Source organism: Pseudomonas tumuqii, from assembly GCF_013184545.1.
In the GTDB taxonomy this organism is placed as follows: domain Bacteria; phylum Pseudomonadota; class Gammaproteobacteria; order Pseudomonadales; family Pseudomonadaceae; genus Aquipseudomonas; species Aquipseudomonas tumuqii.
Genome location: NZ_JAAOJA010000001.1, coordinates 299,354 through 320,082 on the forward strand (window position 1 = coordinate 299,354; position 20,729 = coordinate 320,082).

Genomic DNA, 20,729 nt, shown 5'->3' on the forward strand with positions numbered 1-20,729 from the left:
GCTTAGGGCAGGGCCTCGCGCGGCTGGCGGATCTCGCGCTGGGTGATCCAGTATTCGAGCAGTTCGCGCAATTGCGAGAGTTCCACCGGTTTGGCCATGTGGCCGTCCATGCCGGCCTGCCGGGCCCGTTCCTTGTGTTCATTGAGGATGTGCGCGGTCAAGGCCACCACCGGCGTGCGCGGGCGATGCTCGGCGGCTTCCCAGGCGCGCAGTTGTTCGGTGGCGGAGAAGCCGTCGAGTACCGGCATCTCGCAGTCCATCAGCACCAGGTCATAGTGCTGCGCCTTCATCGCGTTGAGGGCTTCTTCGCCATTGCTGGCGGTGTCCGGTTGCAGGTTGAGCTTGCCGAGCATGCCGCGGATCACCTTGGTCGAGATGTTGTTGTCTTCGGCGACCAGGATGCGGAAATCGCTCGGCACATTCAGCGGGGTGCTGACCAGGGTCGGGGTGAACACCGGGGAGCTGTCGCCGCCGCGCTGGGACAGTTCATCGGCCAGGGTGGTTTTCAGGGTGTAGCCGGCCACCGGCTTGGCCAGGATGCGTTTGATCCCGGCGTTGCGTGCGATGATCTTGCTCGGCGCATGGCTGATGCCGGTGAGCATGATCAGCAGGATGTCGTGGTTGAGGCTAGGGTCTTCCTTGATTTTCGCCGCCAACTGCATGCCGGTCATGCCGGGCATGTCCTGGTCGAGTAGCACCACGTCGAAGTATTCGCGCATGTGCGCCTTGGTGCGCAGCAGGGCCAGGGCCTCCTTGCCCGAGGGCACGGCGCTGACCTGCAGGCCCCAGGCATTGCACTGTTGCACCAGGACCTTGCGGCAGGTGTCGTTGTCATCCACCACCAACAGGCGTGCGCCCTGCAGCGGACCATCGAGGTCGGCGGTGGGCTGTTCGAGGCGCTGGCTGTCCAGGGGCAGGGTCAGCCACAGGGTCGAGCCCTGGGCGCCGCCACTTTGGATGCCAAACTCGCCATGCATCAGGCGCACCAGTTGGCGGGCGATGATCAGGCCGAGGCGGCCACCGAGTTGGGTCGCGGCGAGGAAGTCCTTGCTGTGCAGTTCGGCATTGAGCAGGGCATCGCGCTCGCTGGCTTGCAGCGGGCGGCCACTGTCCTGCACGGCGATGCGCAAGCGCGGTTGCTCGCCGCCGCTGTCGAGGGCCACGACCAGGAGGATTTCGCCTTCGTCGGTCTGCTTGAAGGCGTTGTCGAGCAGGCTCAGCAAGGTCTGCCGCAAGCGCGTCGGGTCGCCGCTGATCACCCGCGGCACCTGCGGTTGCATGAAGCTGATCAGTTCGACTTTCTGCTGCTCGGCCTTGGCGCGGAAGATGTCCAGGCAGTCCTCGATCAGCGCATTGAGATCGAACTGCACGTCATCCAGCTCGATCTGCCCGGATTCGAGCTTGGATATGTCGAGAATCTCGTTGATCAGGGACAGCAGTTCGTTGCCCGAGCTGTGGATGGTCTGCACATAATCACGCTGCTTGGCCGACAGCGGTGTGCCGAGCAACAACTCGGTCATACCCAGCACACCGTTCATCGGGGTGCGGATTTCGTGACTGATCTTGGCCAGGAATTCGGCCTTGGCCTTGAGTTCGGCTGCGTTGGCGGCCATCGCCGTGCGTTCGCTCAGATTGGTGCGCTGGATCTGTCGCTGACGCTCGGCGAGCGAGAGGCTGAGGAAGATGCCGCCAAGGGTCGCGATGCTGAAGACGCTGATCACCAGCCAGCCGGGGTTGAGTTGCTCGAGGCCGAGCAGGACCGGGATGCAGGCGCTGAAGCCGAGGATGAATACCAGCATGCCGACGACCATGAAGCGCGCGGGCTGATAACCGTCGTGCCAGAGCCGGCTGGCCACCAGCAACACACTCAAGGTACTGAGCAGCACCAGCAGGTAGATCAGCGTGCTGTACCAGAGCAGACCAGTGCTGGCGATCACCAGCGTGACGGCGAGGATCAGCCCGGCGATGCCCTGCAGCAGGTATTTGAATCTGCCCGGCTGGGCCGCTGTGTGCCGCATGAAGCCGAGGCAGAAGGCCTGTAGGCAGAAGGCCGCCAGCAGCGCCGACAGGTCGGCGACCAGCGACTGGTTATAGCTCTGGCTGGGCACCCAGACGGCGAACAGGCCAAGATTGGCCGCCGCACCGACCGCCAGGCTGGCATGCAGGGCGCTCAGCCACAGGCAGCAGGTGGCGCGGCTGTAGAAAAAACGGATGAGGTTGTACAGGGTGAGCAGCAGCAGGCCGCCGAGCAGGGCGCCAAACACATAGGCGGGTTTTTCCTGGGCCACCAACCCGGCCTCGTCGATGATCTTGAACCAGGCCATCAGCGGATGGTTCGAGGTCATGCGCACATAGGCTTCGCGCGGCTGGCCATCGTTCGGCAGCGCCATCAGGTAGGCCCGGGAGTCGAGCGGCCGGGCGCTCATCGGCCTGGATTCGCCGGTCTGGATCTCGCGTTCGAGCTGGCCATCGCGCAACAGGTGAAAGTCGAGGAACTGCACGCGCGGGGCGAAGATCCATAACCAGAGCGGCTGCTGGTGGCGCGACAACTCGACGTGCAACCACACGGCCTGCTCGCTGGGGGGGAAGGTGAAGGCCTGTTTGCTCAGGGGCTGGAACTGCTGGCGGCGTGCCTGCACATCCGCCAGGGTCAGCGCGGCACCCGGGTCGAGCAGATACGACCAGTTTCCGGGTTGGCCGTCAGCGGCGCCTGATACGTTGTCGGCCATGGCTGTCGGCAACAGACAGGCCATGAGCAAAACGACGAGTAGTCCTGTGGCAATCCTGAGCCCGCGCACGCTGAATTCCCTTTGAATGGTAAGTGGCCAGATTATAACCAAGCCGTTGTGTAGCGGAATATGGCCAGGATGGCCAGGCCAGACGCTGTGAAAGCGACCACTGGCACTGCGGCGCCAGCCGAGGGGTGGAGCATTCGATACCTGGTATTGATGCTCCTGGCGGTTGCGACACGACCCGCGTGGGTGTGGGTCGTGCCATGTTGCCGCGGCCTGGGCGCCGCGGCTGCACGGGGTTTGCCGCCCGGTAGCAGGCCGTTGAAAACGTAGGCGAGGCAGGCAAGACAAGGCAAAAACGGCCGAGAAAGCGCAGTTTACGTGTTGTAAATGAGCATTTCGAGGCCGTTTTTAACGCAGTATTGCCAACGCAGGTAGTTTTTCAACGGCCTGTTAGGCCTCGCCGCGTTCGCGGGCTATGGCGCGGTAACCGATGTCGGTGCGGTAGAAACAGCCATTCCAGCGAATCTTCTCCGCCAGGCGATAGGCCTGCTGCTGGGCGTCGGCCACGCTGGCACCAATGGCCGTGGCGCAGAGTACCCGGCCGCCGGCCGTCACCACCTGGCCGTCCTTGAGTGCGGTACCGGCATGGAACACCTTGCCGTCGAGTTGCGCGGCCTCGGCCAGGCCTTCGATCACCTCGCCCTTGGCGTAATCGCCCGGGTAGCCGCCGGCGGCTAGTACCACGCCGACCGTCGGGCGCGGATCCCAGCGTGCTTCGACCTTGTCCAGCGCCTGCGCCAGCGCGGCCTCGACCAGCAACACCAGCGATGACTCCAGGCGCACCATGATCGGCTGGGTTTCCGGGTCGCCGAAGCGGCAGTTGAACTCGATGACCTTCGGCTTGCCGGCCTTGTCGATCATCAGCCCGGCATAGAGGAAGCCGGTATAGACGTTGCCTTCGCTGGCCATGCCGTTGACGGTGGGGTAGATCACCTCGTTCATCACCCGCTGGTGCACCTCGGCGGTGACCACCGGCGCCGGCGAGTAAGCGCCCATGCCGCCGGTGTTGGGACCGCTGTCGCCGTCGCCGACGCGCTTGTGGTCCTGGCTGGTGGCCATCGGCAAGACATTCTTGCCGTCGACCATGACGATGAAGCTGGCTTCCTCGCCATCGAGGAATTCCTCGATCACCACCCGCGAACCGGCTGCGCCGAAGGCATTGCCGGCGAGCATGTCGCGCACCGCGTCTTCGGCTTCGGCCAGGGTCATGGCGACGATCACACCTTTGCCCGCGGCCAGGCCGTCGGCCTTGATCACGATGGGCGCGCCGACCTGTTGCAGGTAGGCCAGGGCCGGCTCGACTTCGGTGAAGTTCTGGTAATCGGCGGTGGGGATGTTGTGGCGGGCGAGGAAGTCCTTGGTGAAGGCTTTCGAACCTTCCAGTTGGGCGGCGCCAGCCGTCGGGCCGAAGACATCCAGCTGGCGCGCGCGGAACAGGTCGACCACGCCGGCCACCAGCGGCGCTTCCGGGCCGACGATGGTCAGTTGTACGTTCTTTTCTGCAAAGTCAGCCAGTTGCTCCAGGGCCAGCACGTCGATGGCGACGTTCTCGCACTTGGCTTCGGTGGCGGTGCCGGCATTGCCCGGGGCGACGAAGACTTTCTCGACCCGTGGATCCTGGGCGACTTTCCAGGCCAGGGCGTGCTCACGCCCGCCGCTGCCGATGATCAGTACGTTCATGGGGTTCTCCTTCAGGAGGCGGGCCTGCGGCCCGTTTGGTGGATAGAAAAGGCGCTATCCACCCTACGAAAGCGGTGTTGGGTATCGCTGCGCTCAACCCAACCTACGAAACAAATTTCGAGGTCGCAATGAAGCCGGTAGATGCAAGGCGCCCTGGGTGTCGCCAAGCGGAGTTGCCTAGCGGCAATGAGCATTGGCGGAACCCTGGGCAACGCCGCAGATGCCGGTTTCAGTGCGGCCGTCAGTGGCGGAAATGGCGCATGCCGGTGAATACCATGGCGATATTCGCTTCGTCGGCGGCGGCGATCACTTCCGCATCGCGCATCGAACCACCCGGCTGGATCACCGCGGTGATGCCGTTGGCGGCGGCGTTATCCAGTCCGTCGCGGAACGGGAAGAAGGCGTCGGACGCCATCACCGAGCCCGCTACCTGCAGGCCGGCATGCTCGGCCTTGATCGCGGCGATACGGGCGGAGTTGACGCGGCTCATCTGGCCGGCGCCGACACCGATGGTCTGACGGTTCTTGGCGTAGACGATGGCGTTGGATTTGACGAACTTGGCCACTTTCCAGGCGAAGATCAGGTCGTGGATTTCCTGCTCGCTGGGCGCGCGCTGGGTGACGATCTTCAGGTCTTGCGCCTTGATCATGCCGATGTCGCGGCTCTGCACCAGCAGGCCGCCGTTGACCCGCTTGAAGTCCCAGCCGGGGCTGCGCTCGGCCGGCCATTGGCCGCATTCGAGCAGGCGCACGTTGGCCTTGGCGGCCACCACATCGCGGGCCGCCTGGGAAATCTTCGGGGCGATGATCACTTCGACGAACTGACGCTCGACGATGGCCTGGGCGGTGGCGCCGTCCAGTTCGCGGTTGAAGGCGATGATGCCGCCGAAGGCCGATTCGGTGTCGGTGGCGTAGGCCAGTTCGTAGGCCTGGCGGATGCCGCCTTCGTTGTCCAGGGCCACGGCCACGCCGCAGGGGTTGGCGTGCTTGACGATGACGCAGGCCGGCTTGACGAAGCTCTTCACGCATTCGAGGGCGGCGTCGGTGTCGGCGACGTTGTTGAACGACAGTTCCTTGCCCTGCAGCTGCACGGCGGTGGAAATGCTCGCTTCGCCTTTCTTCGCCTCGACATAGAAGGCCGCGCTCTGGTGCGGATTCTCGCCGTAGCGCATTTCCTGGGCCTTGATGAACTGGCTGTTGAAGGTGCGCGGGAAGGTGCCGCGGGCTTCAGTGCTCAGCGTCTCGCGGCTCTGGTCGATGGTGCCCAGGTAGTTGGCGATCATGCCGTCATAGGCGGCAGTGTGCTCGAAGGCCTTGAGCGCCAGGTCGAAGCGCTGGGCGTAGGTCAGGCCGCCGGCCTTCAGGCTGTCGAGGATGCCGGTGTAGTCGGAAGCACTGACCACGATGGCCACGTCTTTGTGGTTCTTGGCTGCCGAGCGAACCATGGTCGGGCCGCCAATGTCGATGTTCTCGATGGCGTCGGCCAGGTCGCAGTCAGGCTTGGCGACCGTGGCTTCGAAGGGGTAGAGGTTGACCGCGACCAGGTCGATCGGCTTGATCCCGTGCTGCTCCATGACCGCACCGTCGAGGGCGCGACGGCCGAGGATGCCGCCGTGGATCTTCGGGTGCAGGGTCTTGACCCGACCATCCATCATCTCCGGGAAGCCGGTGTAGTCGGCGACCTCTACAGCGGCCACGCCGTTGTCCTTGAGCAGTTTGTAGGTGCCGCCGGTGGAGAGGATTTCCACGTTCAGGGCGACGAGCTCGCGGGCGAATTCAAGGATGCCGGTCTTGTCGGAAACGCTGATCAGCGCACGGCGGACGGGGAGGCGGGTAGTCTGGTCGGTCATCAATCGGATCCGGTTGCGTAATAGAAAATGGGCTTGAAGCCGCAGCAGTCAGCTTCAAGAAAAAGCACTCTGCCCGGCGTGCAGCTTCAGAGCAGGTCGTACTGCTTGAGCTTCTTGCGCAGGGTGCCGCGATTCAGGCCGAGCAGCTCGGAGGCCTTGGTCTGGTTGCCCTTGACGTAATTCATCACGGTTTCCAGCAGTGGCGCTTCCACTTCGCTGAGCACCAGGTTGTAGACGTCGGTGACGTCCGCGCCCTCGAGGTGGGCAAAATAGTTGTGCAGTGCTTTCTCGACACTACCGCGCAGGGTTTGCCCTTCTTCGCTCGGCGTATTGAGGTGCTGTTTCAAGCTTGTGCTGTCGCTCACGGGAGCCATTCCAGTTCCAAAAGTGTCGGTCAACATCGTCATGCGGCCACCCCATCTCCATTGTTATGCCGTTCGCCGAAGAACTCGCGAACGTTGGTGCACTGCGCGTCCGTACTTTCCAGGCGATTGAACCGGGCGCGAAACTCCCTGGCGCCCGGCAAGGTTGCGAGGTACCAGCCAACATGCTTGCGGGCGATGCGTACACCCATCACCTCGCCATAGAACAGGTGCAGCTCGGCCAGGTGCCCTAGCAGAATACGTTCCACCTCGGACAGGCTCGGCGCCGCCAGCTTCTGGCCGGTGCGCAGGTAGTGCTCGATCTCGCGGAAAATCCACGGCCGGCCCTGGGCTGCCCGGCCGATCAACAGGCCGTCGGCGCCGGTGGCGGCCAATACCGCCTTGGCCTTCTCCGGCGAGTCGATGTCGCCATTGGCCAGTACCGGAATCGACACCGCCTGCTTGATGGCGGCGATGCTGTCGTATTCGGCATTGCCGGTGTACAGATCGGCGCGGGTGCGGCCATGCACCGCCAAGGCCACTATTCCCGCCTGCTCGGCAATCTTCGCCACGCTGATGCCGTTCTTGTTCTGCCGGTCCCAGCCGGTACGGATTTTCAGGGTCACCGGCACATCCACCGCGGCGACCACCGCCTGTAAAATCTCGCGCACCAGGCCCTCGTCCCTCAGCAGGGCAGAGCCCGCGGCCTTGTTGCAGACCTTCTTGGCCGGGCAGCCCATGTTGATGTCAATAATCTGCGCACCCAAGGCGACATTTCGTCGCGCCGCCTCGGCCAGCATCTGCGGGTCGCCACCGGCGATCTGCACCGAGCGCGGCTCGGCATCGTCTTGATGGATCAAGCGCAGGCTCGACTTGCGGGTGTTCCACAGGCGCACATCGCTGGTGACCATTTCCGATACCACCATGCCTGCCCCCATGCGATGGCAGAGCTGGCGGAACGGCCGGTCGGTGACTCCGGCCATGGGCGCGAGAATCAGCGAATTGGGCAATGTGTAGGGGCCGATGCATAACGCCGACATGGGGCTTCCCTGCTCAAGAGATGTACTGTTGAGGCCAATAGGAGACTGTGAAAAAGGGTGGGAATCATACCCGCTCTGGATGACCGGATAAAGGCTGTTTTGAACAAATTCTGAACAGCTATGGGCTTATCGCCAAGGGTTAGATTCGCTCCCGGAAAACCGGCAAGAACGCCCGGGATCGGCCAGACGCGAGCGGGGGGAGGGTTGTAGTGGTCTGGATGGCGATTGCCCAGCCCTTACTCCGGCGAGTGGAAGCTCAGGCTGTAGTTAACCGCCTGGGTGCCTGGGTCGAGGATGTCCAGGGACACATGAATAGGTGTCTGTGGCGGCATTTCTGCCTGCCCGGCCAGTTCGCCGGCGAGGTACTCGCTGGGTTTGAAGCGGCGACTGGCCAGTAGTCGACCATTGATGTCGGCAAAGCGCATTTCCAACAGGGGGAATGGCTGGGCGAAGGGCGCACGGTTATACAGGATTGCATCGACGACCAGGGCGCCGCTGAACTCGGGATGGCTACGCACCACCAGGTTGCTGCTCTTGATCTGGCTGATATCGACCTTGGACGGCAAGGTACAACCAATCAGCGGGCAGAGCTGCTCGAACCAGGGACGGTATTGATCCTGGCGGGCCAGTTCGTCGAAGTTGTAATGGATGTGCTGAGCGATCAGGGCGGTCGCGGCCAGCAGGTTCAGCAGGCCCCAGCCGAGCCAGCGGCCCCAGGGCTTGCGCGCTGGCTGCCAGTCCAGTTGCAGCGGTTCGTCGTCCAGTTCGAACAGGTGTTCGTCACGCAGGCCGGGCTCGCTGCGCGCCGTTATTCTATCGGCCTGGCGCGGCGCGGCGGGGGCGGGCTGTTGTTCGTCCGGCGTGTCGAGGTCGTCCAGGTCCAGGTCAAGGCCGGGGTCGTCGCGCTGGGCGCTCAGGCTGGGCTCATCCAGTGCGGGAGGCTGATCGTCTGCCTCCAGCGCGCTGAGTTTGAGCGGCGCTACGTCGCGAACAGGGGAATCTGCCACGTGCGCCGTGTCTGGGGGCGTTGTCGCAGGCGACTCGTTCGCTGAGACCAGTGTCTGGGGCGCAGTACTGGGGGCCGCGGGGGCGATGCTCGCTGGCGGTTGGGGCGAGTCCTCGTGCAGGAGGGCTTCGGCCCAGTCTTCGTCATGGGCCAGAATCCCGCTATCCGCGGCTGGGCGGAAGGGCTCGCTATGTTCGGGCCTCTGATTCAGCGCGAGGAACTGCTGCGACAGTTGCTGTTCCTGCTCCTCCAGCTTGGCCAGCTCCTCGTCGAGATCGAGGCTGTCGAGGTCCAGGTCGTCGTGAATCCACAGCGTATCGCTGTCGTTTTGGTTCTGCGGGGCGAATGGTTCGGGCTCGGCCTGGACGCTTGGCGCGACGTCCGGGCTGGTCGCCGCAGGCATCAAGGACGCGGCCTGTGGCGCAGCGCCGGGCAGCTGCTGGCCCTGTTCGAGCAGTTGTTGCGCGGCGTTGAAGACGTGCAGGCAGGCACCGCAGCGCACGGCGCCGCGGGCGGCGCCTAGCTGCATGAGGCTCACGCGAAAGCTTGTGCGGCACTGGGGGCACTGGGTGACGAAACTTTCGGTCATGCGACAATCCGTCGGCCTGCGAACAGGGGAATCAAGGCGATTAGTCTAACGCAAGTGCCTGAACAAGCGGCAGTGCCTAGTCTAGCGACGAGTACCACTGATGCGCACCCAGCCGTCCTTCTCCGCGGTCGGGTCGAGTACGAAGGCGTCGGCGTAGGCTTCGCGCACCTCCTCGGCTTGCTCGGCGAGAATGCCCGACAGGGCCAGGCGTCCGCCGGGCTTGACCAGGCTGGTGATCTGCGCTGCCAGGGCCACCAGCGGCCCGGCGAGGATATTGGCGACTACCACGTCGGCCTGCTGCTGCGGCAGGTCGGCAGGCAGGTAGAGCGGGAAGCACGCCGGGTCGATGCCGTTGCGCCCGGCATTGTCGCGCGACGCTTCCAGGGCCTGCGGGTCGATGTCGGTGCCAACCGCCCGGGGAGCGCCCAGGAGCAGGGCGGCGATGGCCAGGATGCCCGAGCCGCAGCCGAAATCCAGCACCTCGCAGTGGCGCAGATCCTGGCTGTCGAGCCATTCCAGGCACAGTGCGGTGGTCGGATGGGTGCCGGTGCCGAATGCCAGGCCGGGGTCGAGCAGCAGGTTGACCGCGTCCGGCTCGGGTGCGGCATGCCAGCTGGGCACTATCCACAGGCGTTGGCCGAAGCGCATGGGGTGGAAGTTGTCCATCCAGCTGCGCTCCCAGTCCTGATCGGCAATCACCTCGGCCTGATGCTCGGGCAGGGCGGCGCCGGTCAGCAGCTGCAGGTGGGCAAACACCGCCTCGGCCTGGGTGTCGGCCTCGAACAGGGCGAGCAGGTGGGTGTGCGACCACAGCGGGGTGGTGCCCAGGTCCGGCTCGAAAATCGGCTGGTCTTCGGCGTCCATGAAGGTCACCGACACGGCACCCACTTCCAGCAGGGCGTCTTCGTAAGTTTCTGCCTGATCCGGGGTGATGGCGAGACGGACTTGTAACCAGGGCATGGGAAACCTCGTGAGCGCTGTGGCGTGATGGTGCAATTGGCCGCGCAGCTTACTTGAAGCGGTGGTCCGGCTGCCACCGCCGCGCCGCGCAGAAACGACAAGGGCCGCCCAATGGCAGCCCTTGTCGAGACTTTTTTCATGACATGGTGCGCTGGAACGAGGCTGTTTTTAACGCAGTATCGCGGACGCGCAGCCACTCATGGGATCAGTGCTTATCCATACCCAGTTTCTTTTCCAGGTAATGGATATTCACGCCACCTTTGCAGAAGCCCTTGTCGCGCACCAGATCGCGGTGCAGCGGCACGTTGGTCTTGATGCCGTCGACGACGATTTCATCCAGGGCGTTGCGCATGCGGGCCAGGGCCTCGTCGCGGGTCGCGCCGTAGGTGATCAGCTTGCCGATCAGCGAGTCGTAGTGCGGCGGTACGGTGTAGCCGCTGTACAGGTGCGAATCGACCCGCACGCCATTGCCGCCAGGGGCATGGAAGTGCTTGACCTTGCCGGGGCAGGGCATGAAGTTGTCCGGGTCTTCGGCGTTGATCCGGCATTCCAGGGCGTGGCCGCGGATCACCACGTCCTCCTGGGTGAACGACAGCTTGTTGCCGGCGGCGATGCTGAGCATCTCCTTGACGATGTCGATGCCGGTGACCATTTCCGAAACCGGGTGCTCGACCTGTACGCGGGTGTTCATCTCGATGAAGTAGAAGTGGCCGTCTTCATAGAGGAACTCGAAGGTGCCGGCGCCGCGATAACCGATTTCGATGCAGGCATCGACGCAGCGCTTGAGCACTTCGGCGCGGGCCTGTTCATCGATGAACGGTGCCGGTGCTTCTTCCAGCACCTTCTGGTGGCGGCGCTGCAGCGAGCAGTCGCGGTCACCCAGGTGGATGGCATGACCCTGGCCGTCGGACAGTACCTGGACTTCCACGTGGCGTGGGTTGCCGAGGAACTTCTCCAGATAGACCATCGGGTTGCCGAACACCGAACCGGCTTCGCTGCGGGTCAGCTTGGCCGACTTGATCAGGTCTTCTTCCTTGTGCACTACGCGCATGCCGCGACCGCCACCGCCGCCAGCAGCCTTGATGATCACCGGGTAGCCGACTTCACGGGCAATCGCCAGGGCGACTTCCTCTTCTTCCGGCAACGGGCCGTCGGAGCCGGGTACCACCGGCACGCCGGCGCGCTTCATGGCGTCCTTGGCCGAAACCTTGTCGCCCATCAGGCGGATGGTTTCGGCTTTCGGGCCGATAAAGGCGAAGCCGGAGTTTTCCACCTGTTCGGCGAAATCGGCGTTTTCCGCGAGGAAGCCGTAGCCGGGGTGGATCGCCGTGGCGCCGGTGACTTCGGCGGCGCTGATGATCGCCGGAATGTTCAGGTAGGACAGGGCGCCGGATGCCGGACCGATACACACCGATTCATCGGCCAGGCCCAGGTGCATCAGGTCGCGGTCGGCGGTGGAGTGCACCGCGACGGTCTTGATGCCCAGCTCTTTGCAGGCGCGCAAGACGCGCAGGGCGATCTCGCCGCGGTTGGCGATCAGAACTTTTTCCAACATCGCTGGCTCTCCGCGCTTCAAACGATGGTGAACAGGGGCTGGTCGTATTCCACCGGCTGGCCGTTCTCGCCCAGGATGGATTCGACGGTGCCACTGCTCTCGGCCTCGATGTGGTTCATCATCTTCATCGCTTCGACGATGCAGAGGATGTCGCCTTTCTTCACGCTCGAACCGACTTCAACGAAGTTGGCCGAGGTCGGCGAGGCGGCGCGGAAGAAGGTGCCGACCATCGGCGAGCGCACTACGGTGCCGTTCAGCTTGGCGGCAGCCGGAGCGGCGGCTTCGGCGGCGGCAACGGGAGCGGCGGGCGCTGCCGGTGCTGGCTGCGGGGCGTACATGGGTTGCTGGGCGTAGGTCGGTTGCTTGCCGTGACGGCTGATGCGCACGGACTCTTCGCCTTCGCGAATTTCCAGCTCGTCGATGCCGGATTCTTCCAGCAGTTCGATCAGTTTCTTGACTTTACGTATATCCATAGTGGCTCAACTCCCAGTGAGGTCAGGGCTGTTCAAGTTGTTCGAGTGCGGCCTCCAGGGCCAGCCGGTAACCGCTGGCGCCAAGACCGCAGATCACCCCTACGGCAACATCGGAAAAGTAGGAGTGATGGCGGAAAGCTTCGCGTTTGTGCACGTTGGACAGGTGCACTTCGATGAATGGGATGCTCACCGCCAGCAATGCGTCACGTAATGCGACGCTGGTATGGGTAAAAGCGGCGGGATTGATCAGGATAAAGTCGACACCTTCGCCTTTTGCGGCGTGAATGCGCTCGATCAGCTCGTACTCGGCATTGCTCTGCAGGTAGAGCAGATGATGGCCGGCCTCGCGGGCGCGGCGCTCCAGGTCGAGGTTGATCTGTTCCAGAGTGGTGGCGCCATAGACGCCCGGTTCGCGGGTGCCCAGCAGATTCAGGTTGGGGCCGTGCAGCACCAGTAGGGTGGCCATGATCCGGTGTTCCTTGTTGATTGCACTGCCGGACTATGCCGGAGACGGCGCAAGGCTGTCCAGTTGCCTGCAATAGTCGACACGATGGCGGTAGTTTGCGTCATTCATATGACTGTGAGCGTTAGAAACGTTCGCTTGCCTGACTCAGGCGAGCGGCGAAGGCCGGGGCGTCGATTTCGCCGATTACCCGCAGATCCTGCCATTCGTCGCCCTTGGCATCGAACAGCAAGATCGCCGGGGGGCCGAACAGCTGGTAGCGATCGAGCAGGGCACGCTGGGCCGGGTTGCTCTCGGTGATATCGAAGCGGACCAGGCGGTAGTCGCCCAACTGGCTGGCGACTGGCGCGGCGGCGAGTACTTCGCGCTCGATCACCTTGCAGCTGATGCACCAGTCGGCGTACCAATCGAGCAGCAGCGGTTTGCCGGCGCGTTGCGCGGCGGCAAAGGCGGCATCCAGTTCGGCGGGGCTGCTGACGGTCTGCCAGCTGCTCGATTGCACTGGCTCACCGGCGCTGCCAGCCAGCGGCATGCGCCCGAGCGGGCGCAACGGGTCGTTCTGACCTTGCAGGGCGCCGGTCCAGGCGGCCAGGGCATAGACCAGCAGCAGCAGGCCGGCCAGCTGGCCGAGTTTCTGCTTGTGGGTTTTCGGGCCGAGTTCCAGGGCGCCGAGAAACAACGCCACGCCACCGGCGAGCAGGCCCCACAAGGCCAGTGCCAGCTGACCCGGCAGCACCCGTTCGAGCAACCACACGGCGACGGCCAGCAGCAATACGCCGAAGGCGTTGCGCACGCCAATCATCCAGGTGCCCGACTTCGGCAGCAGGGCGCCGCCTCCGGTGGCGAACAGCACCAGTGGCGCGCCCATGCCCAGGCCCAGGGCGAACAGTTTCACGCCGCCGCCCAAGGCATCGCCGCTGGCGCTGATATACAGCAGGGCGCCGGCCAGGGGGGCGGACACGCAGGGCGACACCAGCAGGCTGGAAAGCACGCCGAGCACGGCTGCATTGGCGTGGGAGCCGCCGCGGGTCTTGCCGGCCAGGCGGTCCAGCGGCTCGCTGAAGCGGCGCGGCAGGCGCAGTTCGTAGACGCCGAACATGGCCAGGGCGAACACCGCAAAGAAGGCGGCGAAGGGCACCAGGATCCACGCCGATTGCAGGCGCGCCTGCAGGTTGAGGCCGGCACCGAAGACCCCCATCAGCGCGCCAAGCACGGCGAAACAGAGGGCCATCGGCAGCACATAAGCCAGCGACAGGCTGAAACTGCGCAGTCCGCCAACCTGGCCACGCAGCACCACGCCGGAGAGGATCGGCAGCATCGGCAGCACGCAGGGGGTAAAGGTCAGGCCCAGCCCGGCGAGGAAGAACAGCGCCAGGTCGCTCCAGCTCCAGCTGTTGTCTGTGGAACCCGGCGTAGCGGGGGTGGCGGGTGTGGCTCCGACGCCGGGCAGGCCGCCGCCAATCTTCAGCTGTTCGGTTTCCGGTGGGTAGCACAGGCCCTTGTCGGCGCAGCCCTGGTAGCTGACGTTGAGGTTGAACGGGCGGTTGTCCGGGTTATCCAGCGGCAACTCGACATCCAGCACGCCGTAATACACCTCGACGTCGCCGAAGTACTCGTCGAACTTCGCCTCGCCGGCCGGCAGTCGCGCGGCGCCGAGGCCGAGGTCGGCAGGCTCGCTGCTGAACTGGAAGCGGTGCTTGTAGAGGTAGTAGCCCTCGGCGGCGACGAAGCGCAGGGTGATCGACTCGGCCGAGCTGTCGACCAGGCTCAGCTGGAACGCCTCGCGCACGGGGAGGAAGTCCGCACTGTTGTTCAGCGGCGTACCCAGCAGCGCCGGGGCTGGACGGCTGTCGAACAGGCCGGCGCCGGCGGGCAGGGCAACCAGCAGCAGGATCAGGCAGAGCAAACGGCGCATGGTGGTCTCGCGGGTCGGAAGTGCCTGCATCATAACCAAGCTTGCGCCCTGACGTCAGGGCGCAGCCTGTAAGCGGGCTTGTCAGACGCACCAATGGTCTGTAATCACGCCTGTGCGCCGCACCTGCGACAGATGGCCGCGCCTGGCCAGTGAGCGCGCTACAGGCGGAATGCCTGCACCGCCGTGTGCAACTGGCCACCGACCTGCAGAAGCCGATCGCCTTGCTGGCGACCTTCGCCGATGCGCACCAGGTTGTCGCCGCCGAGTTGGTGGATGCGCTCGCTGTGGCCGCGAATTTCGCTGACCGCGCCGCTCTGCTGGGCGGTGGCGTCGGCGATGCGTTCGGCCATGCTGGCGATGGTGCGAATCGCCACGATGATTTCGTCCAGCGCACCATCGGCCGCCTCGGCCTGGCCGGCGCTGGCCTGGGCGTGTTCGACCTGGGCGCGCATGGCGCTGACGGATTGCCGTGCGGCCTGTTGCAGGCGACCGATCAGTTCCTGGATTTGTGCGGTGGCACCGCTGGTGCGCTGCGACAGCGAGCGCACCTCGTCGGCGACCACGGCAAAGCCGCGGCCGGCCTCGCCGGCACGGGCCGCTTCGATGGCGGCGTTGAGGGCCAGCAGGTTGGTCTGTTCGGCAATGCCGCGAATCACCGTCAGCACATTGCCGATGGTCGCAGTTTCCTCGGCCAGGCGCTCGATGGCCTGAGCGTTGTCCTGCACTTCGCCGACCAGCGCATGCAGCCCGCTGAGACTCTGGCCGATCACCTGCTGGCCCTGCTCCAAGGCGCGGTCGGCATCGCGACTGGCGTCGGCGGCCTGGCTGGCGTCGCCGGCGACTTGCTGGATGGTCGCCTCCAGTTCGCCGAGGGCATCGCGAATCTGCGCGGTATCGCCAGCCTGGCGTTCGGCGCCGGCATGCAGGCCGCCGCTGAGGTCGGCCAGGGTGCGGCTGGAGCCGGCAACCTGTTCGGCATGCAGGCGGATGCTGCCGACCAGATCGACCAGGTAGACGCGCAGGCGGTTCAGCGATGCCTCGATGTCGCACAGTTCGCGGGTGCGCGAGCCGAGGCTGATGTCCTCGGCGAAATCGCCCCGGGCCCAGGCCGACAGGGCCGGCACCAGATGGTTGAGGACCCGGGTCAGGCGCCGCTGAATGCGGTCGATGGTCAGCGCGATCAGCAGGATCAGGCCGATCATCAGGCCCTGCAGCAGGCGCACCTCGCCCTGAATCCGCCCATGTTCGGCGCGCACCGCCGGTTCCAGGGTGGCGAGGGCCTGTTGCACGCCATCGACCTGGCGGCGGGTGGCGCCGGCCAGGGCGACGCGCTGTTCGATCAGGCTGCGGGTGCGCTGCAGTTCGTTCGGATAGCGGCTGATCAGGCTGGCAAAATCACGCTTGAGGGCGATGCCGCGGTCTTCTGCCGGCGTGCTGTCGCTGTCGCCGGCCAGGCCCAGCAGGGCGGAAAAGGCATCGCTGCCGGAGCTGCTGTCATCGGCCACGCCCAGCAGGGGCAAGGCATCCAGGGCTTGGGCCTGAACGGCGAGGGCCGCCAGTTCGCGCTCGACATCGCCGACCAGTTCGCTGCGCCCGCTGCTGACCAGTTTGTCGCGGGCATGGGCCAGGCGGCTCAGGTGCTGGGCCGCGACGAACAGGGGCTGGCGGTAGGCGTGCGCCACACCGGCCGTAGCGCTGTCGGCATAGTGCGCCAGTTGTTCCAGGGCGCCGCCCATCTCGCGCTCGGCCTGCAGCAGCAAGCCTTGGGGGTCGCCCGCCAGCTTGCCGGCGGCGAGCAGTTGGTTGGCGCTGAAGCTCTGCAGTTCGGCGAGGCTGGGGCGCAGCTCCTCGGCCAGTTGCGGCGGCAGTTCGGCAATCGCGGGCGCCAGGTTTTCCAGGGCCTGGATCGCCGCGCTGTGCTGCAGGGCGTCACCGCTGCCGAGGTAGTCGAGGATATTGCGCGCCGCTTCCCGCTGGAACTGCTGGGACAGGCTCAGGTAGCGCTCCATCAGCAGATAGGGGCGCTCCAGGGCACGTTGCGACCACCAGAGGGTGGCGGCCAGGGCCACGCAGACGGTGACCAGCAGCAGGGTATTGAGGTTGGTAAGTGATTTCAGGCGCATAGGACTCGACCGTAGACGGAAGGTGCTGGCGTGCGCCCGATGAGGTTCGGGCGCGATCGCTATGGCGCTGAAGTTATTGCGTTTTCATGACAGGGTTATGACGCCCGAGACCGGCGACAGTCGAGCGACACACCTGAATGGCGTCGGGTCTTGTATCGCTGAACCGGAACCGATCAGGCCGGGGGCATTTCCGTGTGGTACACCTCGACCCGGTTGCGCCCGCCATGCTTGGCCACGTAGAGCGCCTCGTCGGCGTGCTGGGTCAGGGTCTGGCTGCTCGTATCGTCCTGCAGCTGGGCGATGCCGCAGCTGAAGGTGCAGGACAGGTCCAGCGGCTGCGCCGGGTAGTGGATCTCGGCGAAGCGCTGACGGATCTCGTCGAGCACCTGCCGGGCCGCCTGAGCCTCGGTATTGGGCATGACCACGGCGAATTCTTCGCCACCGTAGCGGCCGATGTGGTCGCTCTTGCGCAGGCGCTGCTTGAGGAACAGGGCCAGGCTCTTGATCACCCGGTCGCCCATGGGGTGGCCATAGTTGTCGTTGACCTTCTTGAAGAAGTCGATGTCGAGCATGGCGAAGCTCAGCGGCTGGCCATCGCGCTGGGCGCGGAAACGGGCATCCTCGAGCAATTGCAGGGTGTGGGTGTGGTTGTACAGGCCGGTGAGGCTGTCGCGCACCATGCGCGCCTTGAGGTTGCGCGCGCGGGCGGCGCGGTTGCGCACGGTGGCGATCAGGTGGCGCGGCTTGATCGGCTTGGTGAGGAAGTCGTCGCCACCTTCGCTCATGGCGTCGAGCTGCTTGTCGAGATCGTCCTCGGCCGACAGGTAGATGATCGGCACGCTGACGTAGCGGTCGTTGTGGCGAATCACCTTGGCCAGCTCGGTGCCGTTGCAGTCCGGCATGTACATGTCGAGGATGATCAGGTCGGGCTGGAATTCGGCCAGTTCGGCCATCGCCTGGATCGGCTCGATCAGGGTGCGGGTAAGGATTCCGGCGCTGTTGAGCGCGCGTTCGGTATAGGTGGCCTGGGCGCGCGAATCATCGACGATCAGCACTTTGTAGGGCTCGTACTGCGCCACATGGGCGAGCACTTCGATGCGTTCGAGCAGGCTGGACGCGTCCAGGGTGCCGGTGAAAAACTCCTGGCCGCCGGCGCGCACCGCCGCCAGGCGTGTCGGCGTGTCGGTGTCCTGGTGGCTGTAGAACAGCAGGGGGATTTTCTCTTCCAGGTCTTGTTGCACCGCTTGGGCCAGTTGCAAGCCGGCTCCGGGACCGGAGAAGTCCACTTCCATGAGAATGGCGGCCGGATGCCGCTCGAGCATCGCCGAGCGGAAGGCATTGGCCGTGTCCAGCGCTTGCGCGGTCATGCCGAAGTACTCCAGTTGCTGCGCCAGGCGTTCGGCCCGCTCGGGGTGTTGCAGGGCCAGGTACACCGGTTTGCGCAGCGGCGGCAGGGCGGTCTGCTCGAAGCTGTCGCCGTGGCGCAGCCCGGTACGCGACAGGCGCTGCATGAGCTGGTTGAGCTGGTTGATCAGGTCGCTGTTGAGGCGCCCGCGATTGTCGGCGACCGCCCGCAGGCAATCGCCGATGCCTTGCGCCAACTGGCGGTGCTCGGCCTGCTCGAAGCGTTCGGCATAGCGCTGCAGCAGCAGCGTGGCCTCGCGCAGCTCATGCATGCCGCGCTCGTTCCACTCGTTGCGCTGCAGGCGTTGCCAGACTTCCAGTATTTGCCGCGCCTGATGAATCACGCGCTGGGCGAAGTGCTGCTTGAGACGGTCAAGACTGGGGTCTTCGTGCTCGGTCATGGCCCGGATTCCGTTTGGGGGCGGCGTAAGCAGTCTGCCGTGGTGGCTGCATGCTATCACTGCGGGTTTGTCCAGCAGTACCGCCGATCTGTCAGCGTGAGCCTTCGGTCACATTGACCGCCGCGCGGGCCAGGAGTTTCAGCGCCGCGAAGTTGCTCGCCAGCGCTGCGCATCGGCCTGTGCTTCATTTATAGTGCGAGGCGATGCGCAACCTTGGGTGTAGGGTTGTGGTCGAACAGCCAAATGCTTGAAATGAAAGGACACTGCCATGCTGGATTGGAAAAAACGCGCTGCAGGCGCGCGCGACAGCGTCGATGACTCTGTGGATAACGTGCGCAGTTACCTGGGCGGCGGCTGGCTAAGCCGGTCAATAGGTGGCTTGCTTGGCCTCTACCTGCTGTTGGCGCTGGTGGTCGGCTGGTACTGGAGTCAGGAGCCGGAGCAATTCCCGGTGCAGCAGCGCGCCGCAGCGGCGGCGCAAAGCGCGCAGCACCAGATGGTCCATGGTTACACCACGGCGGCCACCCTCAAGCATGTCGCCAGCACCTTGCTGGATAAGCCCGGTGGTTACCTGGCCAACGACCTGGCGCCGCCGGGGGTGTGGCTGGACAATATGCCGAGCTGGGAATACGGCGTGCTGGTGCAGGTGCGTGACATGGCGCGTGCCCTGCGCAAGGACTTCGCTCGTTCGCAGTCGCAATCCACCGAGGATCCGGACCTGGCCAAGGCCGAGCCGCGCTTCCATTTCGATAACAAGAGCTGGGCGTTGCCGGCATCCGAGGCGGAATACCGCGAGGCAATCAAGTCACTGGAGCGCTATATGGCGCGGCTGGGCGGTTCGAGCCAGTCGGGTGCGAAGTTCTATACCCGGGCCGATAACCTCAACGCCTGGCTGGGCGATGCCGCGACCCGTCTGGGTTCGCTGTCGCAGCGCCTGTCGGCGAGTGTCGGCCAGGTGCGCCTGAACACCGATACCGCTCTGCAAGACGTGGTTGAAGGCCAGGCGGTACAGGTCAACGAGGGCACTTACGAGACGCCGTGGATGCAGATCGACAACGTGTTCTATGAAGCCCGTGGCCAGGCCTGGGCGCTGGCGCATCTGTTGCGTGCCATCGAAGTGGATTTCGCCGATGTGCTGGCAAAGAAGAATGCCACCGTCAGCGTGCGCCAGATCATCCGTGAGCTGGAGGCCGCCCAGGAAACCCTGTGGAGTCCGATGATCCTCAATGGCAGTGGCTATGGTCTGCTGGCCAACCATTCGCTGGTGATGGCCAACTATATTTCGCGGGCCAACGCCGGGCTCATCGATCTGCGTCAACTGCTGTCGCAGGGCTAGGCAATGGCTATTTCCGACGCCGAGCTGGCGCACCGCGCCGCCTCCGATGCCGAACTGATCGCCTGGGTCGACGAGCAGGATCGGCCGCTGGGTGGCGTGTTGCGTGCCGAGTTGCGCGAGCGCCGGCTGATCGGTCGGGGCACCTATATTCTGCTGTTCAACAGTGCCGGTGAACTCTGTGTGCACCGGCGAACCCTGAGCAAGGCGCTGTACCCGGGCTACTGGGATGTGGCCGCCGGTGGCATGGTGCTGGAGGGGGAGAGTTACGCCGAGTCCGCCGCGCGCGAGCTGGCCGAGGAGCTGGGCATCCACGATGCGCTGCTGGTCGAGCACGCGCATTTTCTCTACGACGCGCCGGAAAGTCGGCTGTGGTGCAGGGCTTACTCGGCGGTGTCCGATGCCCCGCTGGTGCTGCAACCGGAGGAAGTGCTGGAGGCGCGGTTCATGTCCATCGACGAAGCCTTGGCCGACACCAGGTGCAAGCCCTACTGCCCGGATTCGCTGGCCGCCTTGCAGCGCTATCTGAGCGCTATTGCGTAGGATGGGCCGGGCCGCGTAGGTGGGGCCGCCTGGGCCGCGCAATCCCTGGTTTGGTGCGGGATGTTGGACGTTGCGTGCGGGATGCCGAGCGACGTCGCCAATCCACCGATTAATGGCGCATTTTTGTACTTAGCATCACGAGTTTTTGCCGTTACACTGCGCGGCCTTCAAGCCCGGCTGCATAAGCCTGGGTGCGCTGCCCCTGCCAGAGTGGGGCTTCGCGGTCGATGCCTATCGG

The 20,729-nt window shown here is 64.9% G+C and carries 15 protein-coding genes; 2 read left to right on the forward strand and 13 right to left on the reverse strand.

Annotated elements, in window-relative coordinates:
• Positions 1-2: 2 nt before the first annotated feature.
• From G9C89_RS01335 to G9C89_RS01395, 13 genes are all read right to left on the reverse strand, one after another.
• A complete protein-coding gene (locus tag G9C89_RS01335) occupies positions 3-2,798 on the reverse strand; it encodes a hybrid sensor histidine kinase/response regulator (RefSeq protein ID WP_390623747.1) in 2,796 nt (931 codons plus the stop codon).
• A 387-nt stretch (positions 2,799-3,185) separates the two neighbouring features.
• Entirely contained in the window at positions 3,186-4,475 is a 1,290-nt protein-coding gene (purD, locus tag G9C89_RS01340; protein WP_172143578.1) for a phosphoribosylamine--glycine ligase, read from the reverse strand.
• A gap of 241 nt (positions 4,476-4,716) precedes the next feature.
• Positions 4,717-6,324 (reverse strand): bifunctional phosphoribosylaminoimidazolecarboxamide formyltransferase/IMP cyclohydrolase, encoded by a 1,608-nt coding sequence (purH, locus tag G9C89_RS01345; protein ID WP_172143580.1) that lies wholly within the window; start codon positions 6,322-6,324, stop codon positions 4,717-4,719.
• Between the two features lie 86 nt (positions 6,325-6,410).
• On the reverse strand, positions 6,411-6,731 hold the full coding sequence (fis, locus tag G9C89_RS01350) for a DNA-binding transcriptional regulator Fis (RefSeq protein ID WP_172143582.1): 321 nt from the start codon (positions 6,729-6,731) through the stop codon (positions 6,411-6,413).
• Positions 6,728-7,726, reverse strand: a complete 999-nt coding sequence (gene dusB, locus G9C89_RS01355; protein WP_172143584.1) for a tRNA dihydrouridine synthase DusB — start codon at positions 7,724-7,726, stop codon at positions 6,728-6,730. Before dusB ends, fis begins: the two co-directional genes overlap by 4 nt.
• A gap of 236 nt (positions 7,727-7,962) precedes the next feature.
• Positions 7,963-9,321 carry a DUF3426 domain-containing protein gene (locus G9C89_RS01360; protein ID WP_172143586.1) on the reverse strand — a complete coding sequence of 453 codons (1,359 nt, stop codon included), beginning with the start codon at positions 9,319-9,321 and terminating at the stop codon, positions 7,963-7,965.
• A gap of 81 nt (positions 9,322-9,402) precedes the next feature.
• Positions 9,403-10,281 (reverse strand): 50S ribosomal protein L11 methyltransferase, encoded by an 879-nt coding sequence (gene prmA, locus G9C89_RS01365; protein WP_172143588.1) that lies wholly within the window; start codon positions 10,279-10,281, stop codon positions 9,403-9,405.
• 205 nt (positions 10,282-10,486) lie between these two features.
• The gene (accC, locus tag G9C89_RS01370) at positions 10,487-11,836 is read right to left on the reverse strand and encodes an acetyl-CoA carboxylase biotin carboxylase subunit (RefSeq protein WP_172143590.1); all 1,350 of its coding nucleotides are present in this window, start codon (positions 11,834-11,836) and stop codon (positions 10,487-10,489) included.
• A 17-nt stretch (positions 11,837-11,853) separates the two neighbouring features.
• Entirely contained in the window at positions 11,854-12,309 is a 456-nt protein-coding gene (gene accB / locus G9C89_RS01375) for an acetyl-CoA carboxylase biotin carboxyl carrier protein (protein WP_172143592.1), read from the reverse strand.
• A 22-nt stretch (positions 12,310-12,331) separates the two neighbouring features.
• Positions 12,332-12,775 (reverse strand): type II 3-dehydroquinate dehydratase, encoded by a 444-nt coding sequence (gene aroQ / locus G9C89_RS01380; RefSeq protein ID WP_079203286.1) that lies wholly within the window; start codon positions 12,773-12,775, stop codon positions 12,332-12,334.
• Between the two features lie 121 nt (positions 12,776-12,896).
• Positions 12,897-14,687: a protein-disulfide reductase DsbD gene (locus tag G9C89_RS01385; protein WP_172144805.1), complete on the reverse strand. Its 1,791-nt coding sequence runs from the start codon at positions 14,685-14,687 to the stop codon at positions 12,897-12,899.
• Positions 14,688-14,845: 158 nt separating this feature from the next.
• A complete protein-coding gene (locus G9C89_RS01390; RefSeq protein WP_172143594.1) occupies positions 14,846-16,810 on the reverse strand; it encodes a methyl-accepting chemotaxis protein in 1,965 nt (654 codons plus the stop codon).
• A gap of 173 nt (positions 16,811-16,983) precedes the next feature.
• On the reverse strand, positions 16,984-18,615 hold the full coding sequence (locus tag G9C89_RS01395) for a GGDEF domain-containing response regulator (protein ID WP_172143596.1): 1,632 nt from the start codon (positions 18,613-18,615) through the stop codon (positions 16,984-16,986).
• 268 nt (positions 18,616-18,883) lie between these two features.
• Here G9C89_RS01395 and G9C89_RS01400 point away from each other — a divergent pair, with 268 nt between their 5' ends.
• Positions 18,884-19,951 (forward strand): DUF2333 family protein, encoded by a 1,068-nt coding sequence (locus G9C89_RS01400; protein WP_172143598.1) that lies wholly within the window; start codon positions 18,884-18,886, stop codon positions 19,949-19,951.
• A gap of 3 nt (positions 19,952-19,954) precedes the next feature.
• Positions 19,955-20,491: an NUDIX hydrolase gene (locus G9C89_RS01405; protein WP_172143600.1), complete on the forward strand. Its 537-nt coding sequence runs from the start codon at positions 19,955-19,957 to the stop codon at positions 20,489-20,491.
• Positions 20,492-20,729: the final 238 nt, after the last annotated feature.